General features: G+C 76.7%; 15 protein-coding genes. 6 read left to right on the forward strand and 9 right to left on the reverse strand.

The features are described from left to right. The 3 genes from LO771_RS11795 to LO771_RS11805 all read left to right on the forward strand — a co-directional run. Positions 1 to 1,537, forward strand: a 1,537-nt coding sequence (locus tag LO771_RS11795; protein ID WP_230651060.1) for a 1-deoxy-D-xylulose-5-phosphate synthase, incomplete at its 5' end; no start/stop codon positions are given. A 169-nt stretch (positions 1,538 to 1,706) separates the two neighbouring features. Continuing rightward, the gene (locus LO771_RS11800) at positions 1,707 to 3,284 is read left to right on the forward strand and encodes an amino acid permease (RefSeq protein WP_230651065.1); all 1,578 of its coding nucleotides are present in this window, start codon (positions 1,707 to 1,709) and stop codon (positions 3,282 to 3,284) included. A gap of 68 nt (positions 3,285 to 3,352) precedes the next feature. After that, a complete protein-coding gene (locus LO771_RS11805) occupies positions 3,353 to 4,882 on the forward strand; it encodes a glycosyltransferase family 39 protein (protein WP_230651068.1) in 1,530 nt (509 codons plus the stop codon). An 18-nt stretch (positions 4,883 to 4,900) separates the two neighbouring features. Here LO771_RS11805 and LO771_RS11810 read toward each other — a convergent pair whose 3' ends face one another. From LO771_RS11810 to LO771_RS11840, 7 genes are all read right to left on the reverse strand, one after another. Further along, on the reverse strand, positions 4,901 to 7,438 hold the full coding sequence (locus LO771_RS11810) for a SpoIIE family protein phosphatase (RefSeq protein ID WP_230651072.1): 2,538 nt from the start codon (positions 7,436 to 7,438) through the stop codon (positions 4,901 to 4,903). Positions 7,439 to 7,790: 352 nt separating this feature from the next. Continuing rightward, positions 7,791 to 8,234, reverse strand: coding sequence for an NTP pyrophosphohydrolase (locus LO771_RS11815; RefSeq protein ID WP_230651076.1), 444 nt, complete (start codon positions 8,232 to 8,234; stop codon positions 7,791 to 7,793). Positions 8,235 to 8,518: 284 nt separating this feature from the next. After that, the gene (locus tag LO771_RS11820; RefSeq protein ID WP_230651079.1) at positions 8,519 to 10,645 is read right to left on the reverse strand and encodes a 3-hydroxyacyl-CoA dehydrogenase NAD-binding domain-containing protein; all 2,127 of its coding nucleotides are present in this window, start codon (positions 10,643 to 10,645) and stop codon (positions 8,519 to 8,521) included. Next, complete coding sequence (locus tag LO771_RS11825) at positions 10,642 to 11,859, reverse strand: acetyl-CoA C-acyltransferase (RefSeq protein ID WP_230651081.1); 1,218 nt, start codon at positions 11,857 to 11,859, stop codon at positions 10,642 to 10,644. Before LO771_RS11825 ends, LO771_RS11820 begins: the two co-directional genes overlap by 4 nt. A gap of 366 nt (positions 11,860 to 12,225) precedes the next feature. Continuing rightward, positions 12,226 to 13,473 (reverse strand): ribonuclease D, encoded by a 1,248-nt coding sequence (locus LO771_RS11830; protein ID WP_230651084.1) that lies wholly within the window; start codon positions 13,471 to 13,473, stop codon positions 12,226 to 12,228. A gap of 186 nt (positions 13,474 to 13,659) precedes the next feature. Next, complete coding sequence (locus LO771_RS11835; protein ID WP_230651086.1) at positions 13,660 to 14,358, reverse strand: response regulator transcription factor; 699 nt, start codon at positions 14,356 to 14,358, stop codon at positions 13,660 to 13,662. Between the two features lie 250 nt (positions 14,359 to 14,608). After that, positions 14,609 to 15,259 carry a DUF3000 domain-containing protein gene (locus LO771_RS11840; RefSeq protein WP_230651088.1) on the reverse strand — a complete coding sequence of 217 codons (651 nt, stop codon included), beginning with the start codon at positions 15,257 to 15,259 and terminating at the stop codon, positions 14,609 to 14,611. 333 nt (positions 15,260 to 15,592) lie between these two features. On the opposite strand from LO771_RS11840, the gene hemE reads away from it, so the two are divergent. Next, a complete protein-coding gene (gene hemE / locus LO771_RS11845; protein ID WP_230651591.1) occupies positions 15,593 to 16,606 on the forward strand; it encodes a uroporphyrinogen decarboxylase in 1,014 nt (337 codons plus the stop codon). Between the two features lie 141 nt (positions 16,607 to 16,747). Here the strand turns inward: hemE and LO771_RS11850 are convergent, their stop codons facing one another. Further along, entirely contained in the window at positions 16,748 to 17,767 is a 1,020-nt protein-coding gene (locus tag LO771_RS11850) for a DUF4349 domain-containing protein (protein WP_230651091.1), read from the reverse strand. A gap of 294 nt (positions 17,768 to 18,061) precedes the next feature. Here LO771_RS11850 and hemG point away from each other — a divergent pair, with 294 nt between their 5' ends. Together hemG and hemQ are read left to right on the forward strand one after the other, a co-directional pair. Continuing rightward, positions 18,062 to 19,555: a protoporphyrinogen oxidase gene (gene hemG / locus LO771_RS11855; RefSeq protein ID WP_230651594.1), complete on the forward strand. Its 1,494-nt coding sequence runs from the start codon at positions 18,062 to 18,064 to the stop codon at positions 19,553 to 19,555. Positions 19,556 to 19,635: 80 nt separating this feature from the next. Next, a complete protein-coding gene (gene hemQ / locus LO771_RS11860) occupies positions 19,636 to 20,343 on the forward strand; it encodes a hydrogen peroxide-dependent heme synthase (protein ID WP_230651093.1) in 708 nt (235 codons plus the stop codon). Positions 20,344 to 20,394: 51 nt separating this feature from the next. Here the strand turns inward: hemQ and LO771_RS11865 are convergent, their stop codons facing one another. Beyond that, positions 20,395 to 21,468, reverse strand: coding sequence for a TIGR04222 domain-containing membrane protein (locus LO771_RS11865; protein WP_230651096.1), 1,074 nt, complete (start codon positions 21,466 to 21,468; stop codon positions 20,395 to 20,397). Positions 21,469 to 21,500: the final 32 nt, after the last annotated feature.

Genomic DNA, 21,500 nt, shown 5'->3' on the forward strand with positions numbered 1-21,500 from the left:
CCCGGTGGTCGCGGTGATCGGCGACGGCGCGCTGACCGGCGGCATGGCCTGGGAGGCGCTGAACAACATCGCCGACGCCGAGGACCGGCCCGTGGTCATCGTCGTCAACGACAACGAGCGCTCCTACTCGCCCACCATCGGCGGCCTCGCCAACCACCTCGCCACCCTGCGCACCACCCGGGGCTACGAGCGGTTCCTCTCCTGGGGCAAGGACGCCCTCCAGCGCACCCCCGTCGTGGGCCAGCCGATCTTCGAGACCCTGCACGGCGCCAAGAAGGGCCTGAAGGACTTCATCGCCCCGCAGGGCATGTTCGAGGACCTGGGCCTGAAGTACATCGGCCCGATCGACGGCCACGACATCGGCGCCCTGGAGTCCGCCCTGAAGCGGGCCCGCAACTTCGGCGGCCCGGTCATCGTGCACTGCCTGACCCAGAAGGGCCGCGGCTACCGGCCCGCCGAGCAGCACGACGAGGACCGCTTCCACGCCGTCAACGTCATCCACCCCGACACCGGCCTGCCGGTGAAGACCGCCGGCAGGGACTGGACGTCGGTCTTCGGCGAGGAGATGGTGGCGCTGGGCCGGGAGCGGCGGGACGTGGTGGCGATCACCGCGGCGATGCTGCACCCGGTGGGCCTGGCGCCGTTCGCGCGGGAGTTCCCCGAGCGGGTCTACGACGTGGGGATCGCCGAGCAGCACGCGGCGGTCTCGGCGGCGGGCCTGGCCACCGGGGGCCTGCACCCGGTCGTCGCGGTGTACGCGACGTTCCTCAACCGGGCCTTCGACCAGGTCCTGATGGACGTGGCCCTGCACCGCCTGGGCGTGACGTTCGTACTGGACCGGGCCGGGGTCACCGGCACCGACGGGGCCAGCCACAACGGCATGTGGGACATGTCGATCCTCCAGGTCGTCCCCGGGCTGCGGCTGGCCGCGCCCCGCGACGCCGACCAGCTCCGCGCCCAGCTCCGCGAGGCCGTCGACGTCGACGACGCCCCCACCGTCGTCCGCTACTCCAAGGGCACGGTCGGCGCCCCCGTCCCCTCCCTCGGCCGGATCGGCGGCATGGACGTGCTGCGCGGCAGCGCCGAGCCCGTTGCGGAGGCCGCGGGCGCCGCGTTCGGGGGCGACGCCCCCCGCGCCCGGCGCGCCGACGTGCTGCTCGTCTCGGTCGGCGCCATGGCCGCCACCTGCCTGGAGACCGCGGACCTGCTCGCCGCCCAGGGCATCACCGCCACCGTGGTCGACCCCCGCTGGGTCAAGCCCGTCGACCCCGCGCTGCCCGCCCTCGCCGCCGAGCACCGCGTCGTGGTCACCGTCGAGGACAACGGCCGCGCCGGCGGCGTCGGCTCCGCCGTCGCCCAGGCGCTGCGCGACGCCGACGTGGACGTGCCGCTCCGCGACTTCGGCATCCCGCAGGAGTTCCTCGACCACGCCTCCCGCGACCAGATCCTCGCCGAGATCGGCCTCAACGCCCCGGACATCGCCCGCCAGGTGACCGCCCTGGTGGCCAGGCTCGACGCGGAGCCCGTCGACGCCTGAGCCCGGCGGCGGCCGGCCCGTCCGGCCGCCGCCGGGACCGCCCGCGGGGGCCGGGAGCACACCGCTCCCGGCCCCCGCGGCGCGCCGGGGGTGAACAGCCGCCCTTCCCGCCATGGAACCGCCCGTTCCGGGTATCCGCTGGAGGCGGACTTTCCCCGGGAGGCGTTCCATGGCCACAGCGTCCAGTCCATCCGGCGGCACGGGAGGCGGGACCGCCCCGCCCGGCGGCCTGCTGCGCACCAAGCCCGTCGAGCAGTCCATCGCCGACACCGAGGAGCCGGAGCACGCCCTCCGCAAGTCGCTGTCGGCCCTGGACCTGGTCGTCTTCGGCGTCGGCGTGGTCATCGGCACCGGCATCTTCGTCCTCACCGGCACCGCCGCCAGGGACTACGCCGGCCCCGCCGTGGCGCTCTCCTTCGCCGGGGCCGGCATCGTCTGCGCCCTGGCCGCCCTCTGCTACGCCGAGTTCGCCTCGACCGTCCCGGTCGCGGGCTCCGCGTACACGTTCTCCTACGCCTCCATCGGCGAGTTCCCCGCCTGGATCATCGGCTGGGACCTCGTCCTGGAGCTGGCCCTGGGCGCCGCCGTGGTCGCGGTCGGCTGGTCCGGCTACGTGCAGTCGCTGCTCAGCAGCGCCGGCGTCACCCTCCCCGCGGCGATCGCCGGCGGCGGCTCCGGCGGCTCGTGGGGCTTCAACCTGCCCGCCTCCCTGCTGGTGCTGCTCCTCACGGCCGTCCTGGTGGCCGGGATGAAGCTCTCCGCCCGGGTCACCTCGGTCATCGTCGGCATCAAGGTCACCGTGGTGCTGCTGGTGATCATCGCCGGCGCGTTCTTCGTCAAGGGGGCGAACTTCCACCCCTTCCTCCCGCCGTCGCAGCACAACGGCGGCGCGTCCGGCGGGGCGACCCCGCTGGTGCAGGCGCTCTTCGGCTTCACGCCCTCCACCTTCGGCGTGATGGGCGTCTTCAGCGCCGCGGCCGTGGTCTTCTTCGCGTACATCGGCTTCGACATCGTCGCCACGGCCGCCGAGGAGACCCGCAACCCGCAGCGCGACCTGCCGCGCGGCATCCTCGGCTCGCTCGCCATCTGCACCCTGCTCTACATGCTGGTCTCCGTCGTGGTCACCGGCATGCAGAAGTACACCGAGCTCTCCACCGACGCCCCGCTCGCCGACGCCTTCAAGGCCGTGGACCAGCCCGTCTTCGCCGACCTGATCAGCGTCGGCGCGGTCGCCGGCCTCACCTCGGTCACCATGATCCTGCTGCTCGGCCAGAGCCGGGTCTTCTTCGCCATGAGCCGCGACGGGCTGCTGCCCCGGACCTTCGCCGAGGTCCACCCGCGGTTCGGCACCCCCTGGAAGAGCACCCTGCTCCTCGGCCTGGTGGTCGCCGCGGTGGCCGGCGTCATCCCGCTCAAGGAGCTCTCGGAGCTGGTGAACATCGGCACCCTTTTCGCCTTCGTCATCGTCTCCGTCGGCGTGGTCGTCCTGCGCCGCACCCGGCCCGACCTGCCCCGGGCCTTCCGCACTCCGGCCGTGCCGCTGGTGCCCGTCCTCGCGGTCCTCAGCTGCGTCTGGCTCATGGTCAACCTGCCGGTCGCGACCTGGTGGCGGTTCGGCATCTGGATGGTGCTCGGGCTCGTCGTCTACTTCGCCTACGGCCGCTCCCACAGCCGCCTCGGCCGTACCGAGGGGCCGCCCCGCGGAGCCGCCGGGGCCACGCCCGGCGCCGGCCGCAGCGGGACGTGACGCACGCCGCACCCCCGCCCCGGAGCCCGGCACCCGTGGTGCCGGGCTCCGCGGGTAGGTTGTCCTCCGTGCCCAGGGACCCGATCAGCCGACCGCTCGCCGCGCTCGCCGCACGCCTGCCGCAGCGCCTGCGCACCGGCTACTGGACCCGGCTCGTCCCGGCCCTCGCCGCCCTCGCCGCGCTGACCCACGCCCCCTCGTTCGTCCGCCCGGTGTGGAGCCCCGACGAGGGCTACCTCGCCACCCAGGCCCGCATGCTCGCCGACGGCGGGGTGCTCTACGACACGGTGGTGGACCGCAAGCCGCCGCTGCTGCCCTGGCTGTACGAGGCCGCCTTCTGGGTCTTCGGCTCGCTCTCCCTGTGGCCGCTGCGGGTCCTGGCCATCGTCGCGCACCTGGCCACCGCGCTGCTGCTCGCCTCCGTCGCCCGCGGCCGCTGGGGCGACCGGGCCGGGGCCGCCGCCGGGGCCCTGTACCTCCTGGTCTCCATCGGGCTCTCCCCGGAGGACACCCAGGCGGCGACCTTCGAGGTCTTCATGCTGCCGGCCATGGTCGCGGCCTTCCGCTACGCGGAGCGCCGCCGCTGGCTGGCGGCGGGCGTCGCCACCGCCGTCTGCGCCCTGACCAAGCAGACCGGCGGCGCCGTCCTGCTGCCCGTGCTGTGGATGCTCCTCCAGGACGCCCGCCACCGCGGGGTGCGCCGGCCCGCCGCCCTCGGCAGGGTCCTGGCCGGCTTCGCCATCCCGGTGGCGCTGGTGGCCGTGATCCTCACCAAGCCCGGGGGCTTCCTGTTCTGGGTGGTCACCGGCAGCGGCGACTACGCCTCGTTCGACGGCTCGGTGCTGCTGATGGCCGGCCGGGCCCTCGGCAACGCCGCCATCCTCGCCGCCGCCTTCCTCGGCCTCGCCGTCCCGCTGCTGCGGCGGCGCCGGGCGCTGCGGCGGGCGGCCCCCGGGGCGTCCGCGCCGCCGCGGCGCGGGGCCGCCGGCGGCTCGGTCTCCGACCTGTGGGTGTTCCTGGCCTCCGCCGTGGTCGCGGTCTGCACCGGCTTCCACTTCTTCGGCCACTACTACCTGCAGCTGATGCCCCCGCTGGTCCTCCTCGGGGTCGGCGCCGCCTCCGCGTCCGCCGTGCGCTGGCGGCCGGTCCTCGTGTACAGCGCGGTCGCCGCGACCGCCTTCTGGGGCCTCGCCCTGGCCTGGCCGGGCCACCGCCTGGACCGGTCGGCCAAGGTCGCCACGGCCGTCGCCGAGCAGACCGGGCCCGGGGACACCATGCTGGTCTGGGGCATGCACCCGGAGATGTACTGGCTCGCCGACCGCCGCCCCGCCACCCGCTACCTCACGGCGGGCTTCCTCACCAACTACAGCGGCGGCAAGGGCGACCGCCAGGTCGGCGAGGCCTACAGCGTGCAGGACGCGTGGAAGACCTTCGACCGGGAGCTCAGCCGCAACCTGCCGGAGATCGTGGTCGACGACTCCGGCACCTCGCCCTACTCCCCGGTCCGCATCCCCCGGATCGAACGCCTGCTGGACGCCCACTACCAGATGGTCGGCCTGACCGGCGACACGGTGATCTACCGCCTCGTGCGCCGCTGAGCCCACCCCGCCGGGCCCTCACCCGCCTGCCGGGGGCCGGCCGGTGAGCAGCAGCGCGATGTCGTCCAGCCGGTCCGGGGACTGCCGCGCCTCCCGGACCAGCCGCTCGGCCACGTCGGCCAGCGAGGGCGCCCTGGTGTGCGCCAGCGCCGAGCGCAGCCGGTCGATGCCCTGGCCGACGTCCGCGCCCGGCTGCTCCACCAGGCCGTCCGTGTACAGGGCCAGCACCGACCCCGGCGGCAGCAGCAGCTCCGCCACCGGGTAGCGGGCCTCCGGGTCGACCCCCAGCAGCACGCCGCCCGGGACGTCCAGCACCTCCGTGCGCCCGTCCGCGTGCCGCAGTAGCGGCGGCAGGTGCCCCGCCCGCACCGCCTGCGCCCTGCCGGTCGCCGGGTCCAGCTGGACGTAGCAGCAGGTGGCGAAGAGGCCGGCGTCCAGGTCGGCGAGGAGCCGGTTGGTGCAGGCCATCACCCCGTCCGGGGACTGGCCGCCGGTCGCGAAGGCCCGCACCGCGCTGCGCAGCTGCCCCATGACCGCCGCCGCGGCGACGCTGTGCCCCTCCACGTCGCCGATCACCACCGCGACCCCGTGCGCGGTCTCCACCACGTCGTACCAGTCGCCGCCGATGTCCATGCCCTGGGTGCCCGGCAGGTAGCACCCGGCGGTCTCCACCCCCGCCACGGCCGGCAGCCGGTGCGGCAGGAGGGCCTCCTGCAGTCCGCGGGCCACCGCCGACTCCGCGTCGTACAGCCGGGCCCGCTCCAGCGCCTGGGCGATCAGCCCGCCCAGGGCGGTGAGCACGCTGCGCTCCTCGGCGGTGAAGGTGCGCGGGCGGTCGAAGCCGAGGATGCACGAGCCGACCGGCCGGCCCGACGCGATGAGCGGCAGGAACGCCCAGGAGCGCATCAGGTCCACCGGGATGCCCGGGTAGGCGGAGGTCAGGTGCCGCTCGGACTCGAAGAAGATCGGGCTGCCGGACGTCAGCGCCTGCACGCCCGGCAGCCGGGCGTGCAGCGACACCCCCTCGAACGGTTCGAGGAACCCCTCCGGGTAGCCCCGCTGCCAGGCGAGGTGCATGTGCCGGTCGCGCACCGTGTACAGGGCCAGCTCCTGGCCCGCGAAGGCGGGCAGCAGCTGGTCGGTGACGACCTCGCAGACCTGGCGCACCGTCACGGCCTCGGTCAGCGCGCTGGCCATCTGCAGCACCCGGTACAGCGCCCCGGGGCGGGCGACGGCGGCGGGCGGCCCCCCGGCGGCGGGCCCCTCCTCCGCAGGCCCGGCCGGCCCGCCGGGACCCCGGTGCTCCCCGGGGCCGCCCCGCCCGCCGCGCCCGGCGCGGTCCGGGCGCCCCCCGGCGTCCCCGTGCTCCCCGGGAGGCGGCTCCACCGGCACCACGCGGCCCGTCAGGCCGTGCACGTCCGGGTAGAGCGTGAACGCCAGCCAGTGGCCCTCCGCGCGCCGCACCAGGAACGACGTCGGCTCCTGGGAGAGCATCGCCGCCCGGTACCGGTCCTCGTACGAGGGGTCGGAGAGCCACGGCAGGACGTCCCACGGGTGGCAGCCCACCAGCCCGGACCGGTCCGCCCCCAGCAGGGCCTCCGCGCGGTGGTTGGCGTAGGTCAGCCGCCCGTCCTGGTCGAGCGAGAAGAGGCCGTCGGGCAGCCGCTCCGCCGCCTCGGCGGCCGTGACGCCGCTCCCCAGGTCCACGAGCGCGCCGACCATGTACCGGCCCGGTCCCGGCCCGCCGGACTCCGGACCGGCCGGCCGTGCCCGCAGCTCCACCAGGCAGGGCCGGTCCTGCGGCCCCAGCACCCGCAGCCGGTGCACGGACACCGCTCCGCTCTCCACGGCCTCCCGGGCGGCGGCCCGCAGCGCGTAGAGGTCCTCGGGCACCACCCGGGCGGCGAGCGCCGCCACCGTCCCCCCGAACGACGCCCGGTCCTGCCCGAGGATGGCGCAGCACTCGTCGTCCGCGGCGAACACGCCCGTCTCCGGGTACCAGTCGAACTGGCCCACCCGCGCGGGGCGGGCGGCCGTGACGGGCAGCTGCACCGAGATCGGCTCGGCCTCCCAGCGGACGGACACCCCCTGCTCCCGCAGCCCGGCCAGGGCCGTGCCCAGCCGGTTCGCCGCGCCGCGCACCCGGCGGCGCGCGGGGCTCGCCAGTACCCGGCGCGGCACCGCCGCCCGCAGCACCACCAGGACGCCCACGGTCTCCCCGTCCGCCGTCACCGGCGTGTAGACCGAGGCGAACGGGTACGGGAGCGCGATCGCCAGCTGGGGGAAGCGGCGCATCGTCTCGTCCGCGTCGTCCAGGTGGATGCTGCGCCCCGAGCGGTAGGCCTCCGCGACGGGGAAGGGGCCCGCCACCGGTACCCGCCAGGTGGCCCGCAGCAGCGAGCGCGGCACCCCGGCGACGGCGGCCAGCACCAGCGAGCGCCCGCTGCGGGAGGACAGGTACACGCCGCCGCCGTAGCCGCCGGCGGCGGCGACGGCCCTGACGGTGCCCTCCGCCAGCACCCGCTCGAACTCGGCGGTGCGCGGCACGCCGCTCACCCGGCCACCCCCGGCGCCCGCCGCCCGGCCACCCCCGGCGCCCGCCGCCCGGCCACCCCCGGCGCCCGCCGCCCGGCCGTCGCCGGCCGGCCCCGCGCAGGGCGGCCCGGCGCCGCCGGGTCCGGACCCGTCCGGCCCCGCCGTGCGCGGCCGGACGGGTGCCCGGCCGTGCTGCAGCGACCGCGCCGCCCGGGCCCGCCGACCGGCCCGCCCGTCCCGCCGTCCGCGTCCACCGCGTCACCGCCCGGGTCCGGTGCCTGCACGCACCACCGCCAGTACCTCCAACCTGGTACGGCCCGTACGCCCCGGCAACCCGGACCGCCCCCGCGCCCGGATCCGCGCCCCGGCGCGCTCACCGGGGCCGCACCGCGCGCGGGCCGACCACCTCGGCGCCGAGCGCCGCCACCCGGGCCCGCAGCCCCCGGTCGGCGGTCGCCACCAGGCAGCGGCGCGGCGCCGCCCCGTCCCCGGCCCGTCCGGCGGCCACCAGCTCCACCACCAGGTCGTCCCCGCTGCCCGCCGCGGAGGCCACCCGCACCCCGGGGACCTCCGCCACCCCCCGGGCGGCCCCCTCGACCACCAGCACCACCTCCAGCGCGACGCCGCAGGCCCACCCCGGCGCACCGCTGCCCTCCGGCAGCCCGTGCGCCGCCACCCCGGCCAGCGCGTCGCGCAGCCGCTCGGCCGCCCCGCGCCGGTCCCGCCACCAGCCGTCGGGCACCGACCCGACGACGTTGGCGCCGTCGACCACGAGGACGGGGCGCGGCTCCCGCGGCGGCCCCTCCGGCTCTCCCATTCCGCCACCCTTCCCCGCGCCGCCCGCCACCGCACCTGCCGGGCCGGCCGTGCGGGCCCCCGGCGCCCCGGGCCGCCGCCCGTCCCGCCCGGCGCCCCTTGATCGGAGCAGTATGCCGCTCCGGGGGCCCGTGCGGAACGCAACGGCGCCACGGGCGGGACCGGCCCCGCCCGCCGGGTCCCGCGGGCGGGCGCCGGTCCCGTGACGCGCCGGTGCCCGGCACACCGCGGGGGTGTGCCGGGCACCGGCGTCGCTGTGCGGGACTCCGCCCGCGGGGTCCGGCGTCAGGCCGGGATGCTGGCGACGCCCCTCGCGAGGAACGGCTTGCCGTTGACCCGCTCGGAGACGCCCGCGCGGTCCAGGTACGGCGTGATGCCGCCCAGGTGGAAGGGCCAGCCGGCGCCCGTGATCAGGCAGAGGTCGACGTCCTGCGCCTCGGCGACGACGCCCTCCTCCAGCATGAGGTGGATCTCCTCGGCGATGGCGTCGAGCGCCTTGTCGCGCACCTGCTCCTCGGTGAGGACCGTGGAGCCGACCTGGAAGAGCGCGGCGACCTCGGGGTCGACCTCCTGCTTGCCCGACGCCCAGGTGTAGATGCCGCGCTTGCCGGCCTTCACGACGCGGCCCAGGTTCTCGGAGACGCCGAAGCGGTCCGGGTAGGCGGCGTGCAGCGTGCCCGCGACGTGGTGGGCGACGGCGGGGCCGACCAGCTCCAGCAGCACGATCGGGGACATCGGCAGGCCGAGGGGCTCCAGGGCCCGGTCGGCGACCTCGATCGGGGTGCCCTCGTCGATGGTGCCGAGGACGGTGCCGAGGAAGCGGGTGAGGACGCGGTTGACGACGAACGCCGGGGCGTCCTTCACCAGCACCGCGGTCTTCTTCAGCTTCTTCGCGGTGGCGAAGGCCGTGGCCAGCGAGGCGTCGTCGGTCCTCTCGCCGCGGACGATCTCCAGCAGCGGGAGGACGGCGACCGGGTTGAAGAAGTGGAAGCCGACGACCCGCTCGGGGTGCTGCAGCTTCGACGCCATCTCGGTGACCGACAGCGAGGAGGTGTTGGTGGCCAGGATCGCGGTCGGCGAGACCACGGCCTCCAGCTCGGCGAAGACGTCCTGCTTGACGCCCATCTCCTCGAACACGGCCTCGATGACGAAGTCCGCGTCGCCGAAGGCGGCGGCCTTGTCCAGCGAGCCGCTGACCAGCGCCTTGAGGCGGTTGGCCTTGTCCTTGCCGATGCGGCCCTTGTCCAGCAGCTTGTCGATCTCGCCGTGGACGTAGCCCACGCCCTTGTCGATCCGCTCCTGGTCGATGTCGGTGAGGACCACCGGCACCTCCAGGCGGCGCGCGAAGAGCAGCGCCAGCTGGGAGGCCATCAGGCCCGCGCCGACGACGCCGACCTTGGTGACCTTGCGGGCCAGCGACTTGTCCGGGGCGCCGGCCGGCCGCTTGGCGCGCTTCTGCACCAGGTTGAAGGCGTACAGGCCGGCCCGCAGCTCGCCGCTCATGATGAGGTCGGCGAGCGCCTCGTCCTCGGCGTCGAAGCCCTTCTGGAGGTCCCCGTCCTTGGCGGCGGCGATGATGTCCAGCGCCCGGTACGGGGCCGGGGCGGCGCCGTGGACCTTGGAGTCGGCGACGAGGCGGCCGTGGGCGACGGCCTGGTCCCAGGCCTCGCCGCGGTCGATCTCCGGGCGCTCGACGGCGGTCTCGCCGGTGAGGACCGAGGCCGCCCAGAGCAGCGACTGCTCCAGGAAGTCGGCGGGCTCGAAGATCGCGTCGGCGATGCCGAGCTCGAAGACCTGCCTTCCCTTGAGCTGCTTGTTCTGGCTCAGGGCGTTCTCGATGATCACCTGGACGGCCTTCTGCGGGCCGATCAGGTTGGGGAGGATCGTGCAGCCGCCCCAGCCCGGCACCAGGCCGAGGAAGCACTCCGGCAGCGAGAACGCCGGGACGCCCGAGGAGACGGTGCGGTAGGTGCAGTGCAGGCCGATCTCCACGCCGCCGCCCATGGCGGCGCCGTTGTAGAACGCGAAGCTCGGCACCGGCAGCGCGGCGATGCGCTTGAAGACGTCGTGGCCGCCCTTGCCGATGGCGACTGCGTCGCTGCGCTCCTTGAGCACCTCGACGCCCTTCAGGTCGGCGCCGACCGCGAAGATGAACGGCTTGCCGGTGACGGCGACGGCGACGATCTCCCCGGCGGCGGCCTCGCGCTCGACCTGGTCCAGCGCCTCGGAGAGCTTCGCGAGGGAGCCCGGGCCGAAGGTGGTCGGCTTGGTGTGGTCGAAGCCGTTGTCCAGGGTGACCAGCGCGAGGCGCCCGGCGCCCTTGGGCAGGTCGACGTGGCGGACGTGAGCCGTGGTCACGACCTCGTCCGGGAAGAGCTCGGCGGCGCGCTGCAGCAGCTCGGTGGTGGTCACTTGTCCCCCTCGAAGTGCGGGTTCTCCCAGATGACGGTCCCGCCCATGCCGAAGCCGATGCACATGGTGGTCAGGCCGTAGCGGACGTCCGGGCGCTCCTCGAAGCGGCGGGCCAGCTGGTTCATCAGGCGGACGCCGGAGGAGGCGAGCGGGTGGCCGAAGGCGATGGCGCCGCCGTACGGGTTGACGCGCTCGTCGTCGTCGGCGATGCCGTAGTGGTCCAGGAAGGCGAGCACCTGGACGGCGAAGGCCTCGTTGACCTCGAAGGCGCCGATGTCGGAGATCGACAGGCCGGCCTTGGCCAGGGCCTTCTCGGTCGCCGGGACCGGGCCGACGCCCATGACCTCGGGCTCCACGCCGGCGAAGGCGTAGGAGACCAGGCGCATCCTCACCGGCAGGCCCAGCTCGACCGCGACGTCCTCGGCGGCCAGCAGCGAGGCGGTGGCGCCGTCGTTGAGGCCCGCGGAGTTGCCGGCGGTGATCCGGCCGTGCGGGCGGAACGGGGTCTTGAGGCCCGCCAGGCTCTCCAGGGTGGTGCCCGGGCGCATCGGCTCGTCGCTGACGGCCAGGCCCCAGCCGGTCTCGCCGGCCTCGGGGTTGGTGCGGCGCACCGCGATCGGCACCAGGTCGGGCTGGATCTTGCCGTCGGCGTACGCCTTGGCGGCCTTCTCCTGCGAGGCGACGGCGTAGGCGTCGCAGCGCTCCTTGGTCAGGTGCGGGAACCGGTCGTGCAGGTTCTCCGCGGTCATGCCCATGAAGAGGGCCGACTCGTCGACCAGCTTCTCCGAGACGAAGCGCGGGTTGGGGTCGACGCCCTCGCCCATCGGGTGGCGGCCCATGTGCTCCACGCCGCCCGCGACGACCACGTCGTACGCGCCGAAGGCGATGCCGCCCGCGGTGGTGGTCACGGCGGTGAGCGCACCGGCGCACATGCGGTCGATGGCGTAGCCGGGAACCGACTTCGGCAGCCCGGCCAGCAGGGCGGCGGTGCGGCCGATGGTCAGGCCCTGGTCGCCGATCTGGGTGGTGGCCGCGACGGCGACCTCGTCGATCCGCTCGACGGGCAGGTTCGGGTTGCGGCGGACGAGCTCCCGGATGCACTTGACGACCAGGTCGTCGGCGCGGGTCTCGTGGTAGATGCCCTTCGGGCCCGCCTTGCCGAACGGGGTGCGGACGCCGTCGACGAAGACGACGTCCCTCGCGGTACGAGGCACGGTGGCTCTCCTCCCAGGTCCCAGAATCAGGAGCCCAACACGTCGGTGGTGCAGCGGCCGCGCACACGGAACCCGCCGCTTCGCGGTCATGCTACTCGTCGGTAACCAGGATGCACAGGGCGGCCGCCCCTTCGCGCGCCGGGTGTGGTGCGTGCCACTGCCGGTACGCCGCGGCCCGCCGCCCCGGACGGGGGCGGCGGGCCGCGGTGGCACGGAATCCGGGGCCTGCGGCCGCCGCGGGGAGCTCCGGACGGGGCCGCGTGCGTCGTCCGGTCGGCCGTCGTCCGGTCGGCCGTCGTCCGGTCGGCCCCGGACGGGTGCGCCGCGGACGGGCCGCCCACCGCGGGAAGGACGCCGGCGGGTGCCTCAGGCGTCCTTGCCGGCGGCGGCGAAGGCGGCCGCGAGCGCGGGCGCCACCAGCTCCACCTGCCAGCGCCGGGCGCCCCGGCCCCGCAGGGCGGCCGCCACCGCCTCGGCGTCCGCCTCGGCCGGCGGCTCCCAGCTGACCCGGCGGACCAGGTCGGGGGTGATGAGGTTCTCGGCCGGCAGGCCGTGCTCCTCGGCGAGCGCGCTCACGGCGGCCCTGGCCCCGGACAGCCGGGCGGCGGCCACCGGGTCCTTGTCGGCCCAGGCGCGCGGCGGCGGCGGGCCGTCGTGCGGCGCGGTGGCCGGCGGCAGCTCCGCCTCGGGGACGGCCCGCGCCCGCTCCACGGCGGCGAGCCACTGCTCCAGCTGCCGCCGGTGGACCCGGGGGCCGAAGCCCTGGACCGCCTGGAGCGCCTGGGCGGTGGCCGGCATGGCGAGGGCGGCCGCCACGATCGCGGCGTCGGAGAGGACCCGGCCCGGGGAGACGTCCCGCTCGCGGGCGACGCGGTCGCGCAGCTGCCACAGCTCGCGCACCGCGGCGAGCTGCCGGCGGCGGCGCACCTTGTGCAGTCCGGAGGTGCGGCGCCACGGGTCGACCCGGGGCGCGGGCGGCGGGGCGGCGGCGATCGCCGCGAACTCCTCCAGGGCCCAGTCCAGCTTGCCCTGGCTGTCCAGCTCCTGCTCGAGCGCGTCGCGCAGCTCGACCAGCACCTCGACATCCAGGGCCGCGTAGCGCAGCCAGGGCTCCGGCAGCGGGCGGGTGGACCAGTCGACCGCCGAGTGCTCCTTGGCCAGCGAGTAGCCGAGCACGTTCTCGGTCATCGGGCCGAGGCCGACCCGCGGGAAGCCGGCGATGCGGCCGGCGAGCTCGGTGTCGAAGAGCCGGGCGGGGCGCATGCCCACCTCGGCCAGGCAGGGCAGGTCCTGGGTGGCGGCGTGCACCACCCACTCGGCGTCGGCGAGCGCGGTCCCCAGGGCGGTGAGGTCGGGGCAGGCGATCGGGTCGATCAGGGCGGTCCCGGCCCCGGCGCGGCGCAGCTGGATGAGGTAGGCACGCTGCCCGTACCGGTAGCCGGAGGCGCGTTCGGCGTCCACCGCGACCGGACCGTCGCCCGAGGCGAAGGCGGCCACCGTCTCGGCGAGCGCCCCGGCGTCGGTCACGACCGGCGGGATGCCCTCCCGCGGCTCCAGCAGGGGGACCGGCCCCGGGTTCACGTCTACGGCGATGGCTTCTCGGGCGTCGGTCACCCCCCAAGGGTACGCCGGGGCGTGTGTCGGGGGTCGGACAAGCGTCGGGAGCGGGGGAGGGGGCCCGCGGGCGCCTCCGCCCGCGACCCCGGACGGGGCGCGGGCGGAGGCGGGTGGTGGCGGGCGGCGGAGTCGGGTCGGAAGGGCAGGGAAACGTTCCTCCGGCCGGGTGGTGGGCGGGTGGGGTCAGTGGATGATGCCGGTCCGCAGGGCCACTGCGACCATGCCGGCCCGGTCGCCGGTGCCCAGCTTGCGGGCGATCCGCGCCAGGTGGCTCTTCACGGTCAGTGCGGACAGGCCCATGGCGACGCCGATGGCCTTGTTGGACTGGCCCTCGGCGACCAGGCGCAGCACCTCCACCTCCCGGCCGGAGAGCTCCCGGTAGGTGGTGGGCTGCGCCCCGGGGGTCCCGGGTGCGGCGGGTGCGCCCGGGGTGCCGGGCATGCCCGGGCGGCGCATCCGGCCGGCCATCCCGGCGGCGCCCAGCGGCATGCCCGGGCGTCCCGGCATGCCGATGGACCCGCGGGTGCCGGTCACCACGTAGCCCTTGACGCCGCCGGCGAGGGCGCTGCGGACGGCGCCGATGTCGTCGGCGGCGGAGAGGGCGAGGCCGTTGGGCCAGCCCGCGGCCCTGGTCTCGGCCAGGATGGTCAGCCCGGAGCCGTCCGGGAGGTGGACGTCGGCCACGCAGATGTCGCGGGGAGTGCTGACCCGCGGCCTCGCCTCTGCGATGGAGGACGCCTCGATGACGTCGCGCACGCCCAGGGCCCACAGGTGCCGGGTGACGGTGTTGCGGACACGCGGGTCCGCCACGACCACCATGGCAGTGGGCTTCGTCGGACGGTAGGCGACCAGGTTTGCGGGGTGCTCGAGAAGGACCGACACCAGGCCTCCTGATAGGGGAGTGGCGGGACGGAACCCCGGTGGGGGCGCTGGGGTTCCGCTTGCGGAAAGGGTCACTCACTGCTTCGGCACCGACCCCGGGGGGCTTTAGCGGGCGATCACGATCGAGGGACACGCAATCCGGACAAATCGTGCACTAGATCGGTCGAGTTCGACCAGAGGGCGCTCAAGTTCGATCGACAACGGTCATTTTGTCGACACTCTGAGTCAAAAAAGGGGGCGCGCGGGCTACTCAGCGTGAGCGCGGACGCCGGCGGGCCGGCATCGGAACCACTCCGCCGAGCGACGGCGCGTCCGGGGGCGCGCCGTGCGCCGGTGCCGCCGGGGGCAGCCCGGCGCAGGCGCACAGCAGGTCGCCCCAGGCCGCCAGGTGCCGTTCGAACCGCCCGTCGGCGGGCGTCCACGACGCCCGCACCTCGATCTCGGTGGAGCTGTCGCGCTCCGCGAGGGCACCGAAGTACTGGGAGGCGCAGCGGGTCACCGTGCCCCCTGCCTCCGTGTACCGGGCGGCGTTCGCACCCAGCGCGTCGAGCAGCCACGCCCAGCCCACCTCGGACAGCAGCGGGTCGCCCGCCATCTCCGGCTCCAGCTCGGCCCGGGTCAGGGTCACCACCCGGAAGCTCCCCTGCCAGGCCTCGTGTCCGGCCGGGTCGTGCAGCAGCACCAGCCGCCCCTCGGCCAGCTCCTCGCCGTCGACCTCCACGGAGGCGGTCAGGGCGTGCGCGTACGGCGCGAGGCGGCGCGGCGCCGGCGCGGAGCCGAGCCGCACCTCCGGCCGCAGCCTGGCCGCGGACAGCGCCCCGACAGCGTCGCGGAACGCCGCGGGCCGGGCGTCCTCGCCCGTGCCGCCGCCGTGTGCGGGACCTCCGCTGACCGCTGCCATGAGCCGAAGCGTAGGGCGGGCGGCCCGCGGATCGGTGGAACGCGCCCGGCGCGGCGCGGCGGAGAGCGCTCCCGGCGGCCGGGGCGTGACCGGGGCGGGACCGGGGCGGTCCGCGCCCGCGCGCCGCGGGGGACCGGCGCTCCCGGGCAGCAGGGCGGGCAGGGCGGGCAGGGCGGGCAGGGCGGCAGGGCCGCCGGGCGGCACGGGCGCCGCGGGGCGCGTGCGAAGATTTCCCCCGTGAGCGATACCAGCGCAGCGACCCCCGTACCGACGCCCGGCACCAGCACCCGGCAGCCCGCCGCGGCACGCGGCGCCGCCCACGACTCGGCCTTCCTGCGCGCCTGCCGGCGCGAGGCCGTGCCGCACACCCCCGTGTGGTTCATGAGGCAGGCCGGCCGGTCGCTGCCCGAGTACCTCAAGGTGCGCGAAGGCGTGGCGATGCTCGACTCCTGCATGCGGCCCGACCTGGTCAAGGAGATCACCCTGCAGCCGGTGCGCCGGCACGGGGTGGACGCGGCCATCTACTTCAGCGACATCGTGGTGCCGCTCAAGGCCATCGGCCTGGACCTCGACATCAAGCCCGGCGTCGGCCCCGTCGTCGCCGACCCGATCCGCACCCGCGCCGACCTGGAGCGGCTGCGCCCGCTGGAGCCGGACGACGTCCGCTACATCACCGAGGCCGTCGGCCTGCTGGTGGACGAGCTCGGCGCCACCCCGCTGATCGGCTTCGCCGGCGCGCCCTTCACCCTCGCCAGCTACCTGGTCGAGGGCGGCCCGTCCAAGAACCACGAGCGCACCAAGGCGATGATGTACGGCGAGCCCGGGCTCTGGGCCGACCTGCTCGACCGCCTCGCCGACATCACCGCGGCCTTCCTGAAGGTGCAGATCGAGGCGGGCGCCTCCGCCGTGCAGCTCTTCGACTCCTGGGTCGGCGCCCTCGCCCCCCGGGACTACCGTGCCTCCGTGATGCCCGCCAGCCGCAAGGTCTTCGACGCCGTCGCCGGGTACGGCGTGCCCCGCATCCACTTCGGCGTGGGCACCGGCGAGCTGCTCGGACTGATGGGCGAGGCCGGCGCGGACGTCGTCGGCGTCGACTGGCGGGTGCCGCTGGACGAGGCGCACCGGCGGGTCGGCCCCGGCAAGGCCCTCCAGGGCAACCTCGACCCGGCGGTGCTCTTCGCCCCCGAGTCGGCGGTGCGGGCCAAGGCCGACGAGGTGCTCGCCGCCGCCGGGGCCCTCGGCGGCACCGGCCACGTCTTCAACCTCGGCCACGGCGTGCTGCCCACCACCGACCCCGACGCGCTGACCCGCCTGGTGGCGTACGTCCACGAGGCGACCGCCCGCTGACCGGTACCGCCCGCTGACCGGCACCGCTTCCCGACCGGTGCCGTCCGCCGATCCGGCATCGCCCGCCGGTCCGGCTGCCCGCCCCGCCGCCCTCCGGCCCGGGGCGGGCCGCCGCGCCGGGGCCGGGGGCGGCCCCTCCGGTCAGCTCCCCCCGGCCGGGGCCGCCGGCTCCACGGGCCCCGGCGGGGCGGCCGGTACGCGGCCCGCCGCCCGGCGGCGCCGCGCCAGCCGCACCGCCAGCCATCCGGCGGGCGCCAGGACCAGGGCGAAGGGCGCGACGGCCGCGAGGCACACCAGCAGCCCGCGCGCGGTCACGTACAGCGCGTGCCAGCCCGCCCCCAGTGCGTGTCCCGCCGACGCCCAGAACCCCCGGTGCCCGCCGCCCGGCGCCGCGGCCGGGTCCGGCGAGGGGGCGACGAGGTCGACCGTGAGGGTGGAGAGCGCCGTCCGGGAGGCCAGCTCCTGCTGCTGCCGCTCCAGCGACTCCAGGTCGGCCTCCCGCCGGCCCAGTTCGGCCTCCAGGGCCACCACGTCGGTGATGCCGGCCGCCCGGTCCATGAGCGCGCGGACGCGCGCCACGCTGGCGCGCTGCGTCCTCAGCCGACTCTCCACGTCGACCACCCGGTCGGTGACGTCCTCGGCCTCGCGGTGCCGCCGGAGCACCCGCCCCAGCCGTCCGGCGCCCGCCAGGGTCCGGTCGAAGGCGGCCGCCGGCACCTTGGCCACCAGCTGCGCCCCCTCCTGCGGATCCCCGCCGGGCGTGGCCGCACCCCCCTGGCCGGACGCCGTCTCGCTGCTCACGTAGCCGCCCGCGCCGGTGACCAGGCCGTGCAGGCGCTCCAGCGTGCCCGCCACGTCCGCGGCCTCCAGCTCCAGCTCGGCGGTGTACGCGATGGACCGCCCCGCGGTCGCCGCGGCGGACGGACTCCCCGCCGGGGTCCCCGCCCCCGTGGGGCCGGCGCCCGGCAGGGCCGCCGCGGCCCTGCCGCCGCCCTCCTTCGCCGCGCCGCCCGCCGCGGAGTCCTGCGCCCGGGCCGCGCCCGGCACCGCTTTGTCCGCCGCGCTCGGGCCGCTGCCGCTCCCGGCGCTGCACCCCGCGCCCAGCAGGGCCAGCGCCGCCAGCAGCGCACCCCCCGCGGCGGTGGCCGCTCTGCCGCTCATCCCCGTTCCCCCTCGTCCTGTCCCGCCGGCCCCTGCGGACCGCCCGCACCGTCCCGCCGCCGATCCGGCGGCGACGGGGATGGGACGCGGCCGGCCGTCCCGCGTTCCCGACCGTGCGTTGCGAAAGGGTCACGGTCCGGAACGCCCGCGATCGCGGGTCCTTTGCCCGCTCCACGCCGGGGTCCCGCCCGGCTCCGCTCCGGGTTCCGCCTGCTCCCCGCCGGGCCGGACGGCCCCCGCGGACGGGCCGCCCGTCCGTCCTGCCCGTCCGCCCCGGTCTGCGAGAGTGGGACCATGAACCCGAGCGCAGCCGCCGACCGACGCACCGATCCCGCAGCCGGCCCGGAGGGCGGGCCGCCGCACGTGGTCGTCGTCGGCGGCGGTATCGCCGGCCTGGCCGCAGCCGCGTTCCTCACCGGCGCCGCGGGCGGGGGCGGCCCGCGCGCCCGGGTGACCGTCCTGGAGGCCTCCGCCAGGTTCGGCGGCAAGCTCCGCCCCGGCGAGGTCGGCGGCGTCGCCGTGGACCTCGGCGCCGAGTCCATGCTGGCCCGCCGCCCCGAGGCGGTCGACCTCGCCCGCGACGTCGGCCTGGCCGACGCGATGGAGCCCCCGGCGACCGCCAGGGCCGCCGTCTGGACCCGCGGCGCGCTGCGCCCGCTGCCCACCGGCCACGTCATGGGCGTGCCCGGCGACCTGGAGGCGCTGGAGCGCAGCGGCGTGCTCTCCCCCGAGGGCCTGGAGCGCGTCCGGCAGGACCTCGTCCTGCCCCCCACCGAGGTCGGCGACGACGTCTCCATCGGCGACTGGGTCGCCGCCCGGGTCGGCAGGGAGGTCGTGGACCGCCTGGTCGAGCCGCTGCTCGGCGGCGTCTACGCCGGCCACGCCGACCGGATCTCGCTCCGGGCCGCCGTGCCCCAGCTGCTGCCCCTGGCCCGGAGCGGCGGCTCCCTCGTGGAGGGCGTCCGAGCCCTCCAGCAGCGCGCCGCCGCGGCCGCGCCGGCGGTGCCCCCGCCGGTCTTCCAGGGCATCGCCGGCGGTGTCGGCCGCCTCCCCGGCGCGGTCGCCGACGCGGCCCGCGCCGCCGGGGCCGAGCTGCGCCCCGGCACCGAGGTCCGCGCGCTGCGCCGCACCCCGCACGGCTGGCGGCTGGCCGTCCGTGACGCCGACGGCGAGCACGGCCTCGACGCCGACGCCGTCGTGCTGGCCGTCCCCGCTCCCGCCGCGGCCCGGCTCCTCGCCGCCGAGGAGCCCGCGGCCGCCGCCGAGCTCGCGGCGGTCGAGTACGCGGGCATGGCCCTGGTGACCCTGGCCTTCGACCGCGCGGCGATGCCCGCCGGGCTGACCGGCAGCGGCTTCCTGGTGCCGCCGGTGGACGGCCGCGCGATCAAGGCGTCCACCTTCTCCACCAACAAGTGGGGCTGGCTCGACCGCTCCGCGCCGGACCGCTTCCTGCTGCGGACCTCGGTCGGCCGGCACGGCGAGGACGCCGAGCTGGGCCTGCCCGACGAGGAGCTGGTCGCCCGCTCGCTGGCGGCCCTGCGGGAGGCCGTGGGGCTGGAGGCCGTCCCGTACGCGACCGAGGTGACCCGGTGGCAGGGCGGCCTGCCGCAGTACCCGGTGGGGCACCCCGACCGGGTGCGGCGGATCCGGGAGCGGGCCGCCCGCCACGGCACGCTCGCACTGTGCGGCGCCGCGTACGACGGCGTCGGCATCCCCGCCTGCGTCGCGAGCGCGCGGCAGGCCGCCGACGCGGTCGCCGGCGCCCTCGCCGCGGCGGCCGCCCGGTGAGACCGCCCGGGGGCGGCGCCCCGGCGAGCCGCCCGGGACCCGGTGGACCGGGGACCCCCGACGAGGAGGAGAATGAGGCCATGAGCGAGAGCACCCAGCCCGAGAAGAAGAAGGCCCGCGACCTCAACCAGGTCGTCCGCTACACCATGTGGTCGGTCTTCCGCCTCAAGGAGGCGCTGCCGGAGGACCGCTCCGCGTACGCCGCCGAGGTCGACGAGCTCTTCGCGCAGCTGAGGGAGAAGGACGTCGTGGTGCGCGGCACCTACGACGTCTCCGGGCTGCGCGCCGACGCCGACGTCCTGGTCTGGTGGCACGCGGAGACCTCCGACGCCCTGCAGGACGCCTACAACCGCTTCCGCCGCACCGGGCTGGGCCGCCACCTGGAGCCGGTCTGGTCGAACATGGCGCTGCACCGGCCCGCGGAGTTCAACAAGTCGCACATCCCGGCCTTCCTCGCCGACGAGGAGCCGCGCGGCTACGTCTGCGTGTACCCGTTCGTCCGCTCGTACGACTGGTACCTGCTCCCCGACGAGGACCGCCGCCGGATGCTCGCCGAGCACGGCATGATGGCGCGCGGCTACCCCGACGTGCGGGCCAACACCGTCGCCTCGTTCGCGCTGGGCGACTACGAGTGGCTGCTCGCCTTCGAGGCCGACGAGCTGCACCGCATCGTGGACCTGATGCGCCACCTGCGCGCCTCCAGCGCCCGGCTGCACGTCCGCGAGGAGGTGCCGTTCTACACCGGCCGCCGCAAGTCGGTCGCCGAGCTGCTGGCCGGCCTGGTCTGACGCCCCGTCGCCGCCGCCCCGTGCCGTCCCCCGGCGCGGGGCGGCGGCGCGTCAGGTGCTGCTGCCGCAGCTGGACGAGGACCCGCAGCTGGAGGGCGACCCGCAGCTGGAGGACGACCCGCAGCTGGACGAGGACCCGCAGCTCGACGACGAACCGCAGCTCGAGGACGAACCGCAGCTGGACGAGGACCCGCAGCTCGACGACGAGCCGCAGCTCGACGACGACCCGCAGCCCGACCCGCCGCCGTCCGATCCCCCCGGCGACGCCCCGCACCAGACCGCCGGCGACCAGTCCGCACCGGAGCCCGCGGACCCCGGGCCGCCCGCGCCGGTCCCGCCCGGCACCGGCGTCAGCGCCGACCGCAGCGCCGGGTCGGCGATCATCGCCGTGCCGCCCAGCGCCAGCGCGCCCAGCAGCGCCGGGTCCGGCGCCGTCATCGCGTCGTGCGGCCGCCACGGCCCGCCGCCGGCCCGCATCAGCTGCAGCTGGCGCCGTCCCGCCGGGCTGATCCGGCCGCGCCCCGGCGACGTCACCACCATCACCAGCAGCCCGTACACGAAGACCCCCAGGAAGGCGGGGAACGGCGGGAAGAGGCCGCCGTCCCCGGAGAGGCCCGACAGGGCGTCCACCCACCGGTAGGTCGCCACCGCCCCCAGCACCAGCGTCAGCGCCATCGCCCAGCCCAGCAGGTTCCGGGCGGTCCGGACGCGCCGGTGCGCGGCGGGCCGCCGCATCAGGCCGCGGTCGGCCAGCCGGTCGCCCACCGCCTGGACGGCGGGGCTGCGCATCAGCGCCGGCCGGAGCTCCGCCACGTGCCGCTGCCGGCCCGGTCCGGCGGCGGCGACCAGCGCGGCCTCCACCTCGTCCCACGGCTGCGGGTCGGTCACCGTGACCGTCCCGCCGCGGGAGACGACGGCCCGCCCCTGCTGCTGCATGCGCACCAGCGCGACCTCCGCCGCCCGCCTCGGCCCCCCGGCCAGGAACGCCGCCTCCAGCAGCGGCAGACCGCGCCCCGGCAGGCCGTGCGGCGCGGGTGCCCGGCGCATCCGGGCGCCCGCCCAGCCGGCGTCGACCGACGCGGCCAGCACCGCCGTGCTCGCCACCGCGAACTCCGTCCCCCACATCAGCGTCCCCCTCCCCGCCGCCCCGTGGGCCC

The sequence above is a fragment of the Streptacidiphilus sp. ASG 303 genome, assembly GCF_020991365.1.
Lineage (GTDB): Bacteria > Actinomycetota > Actinomycetes > Streptomycetales > Streptomycetaceae > Peterkaempfera.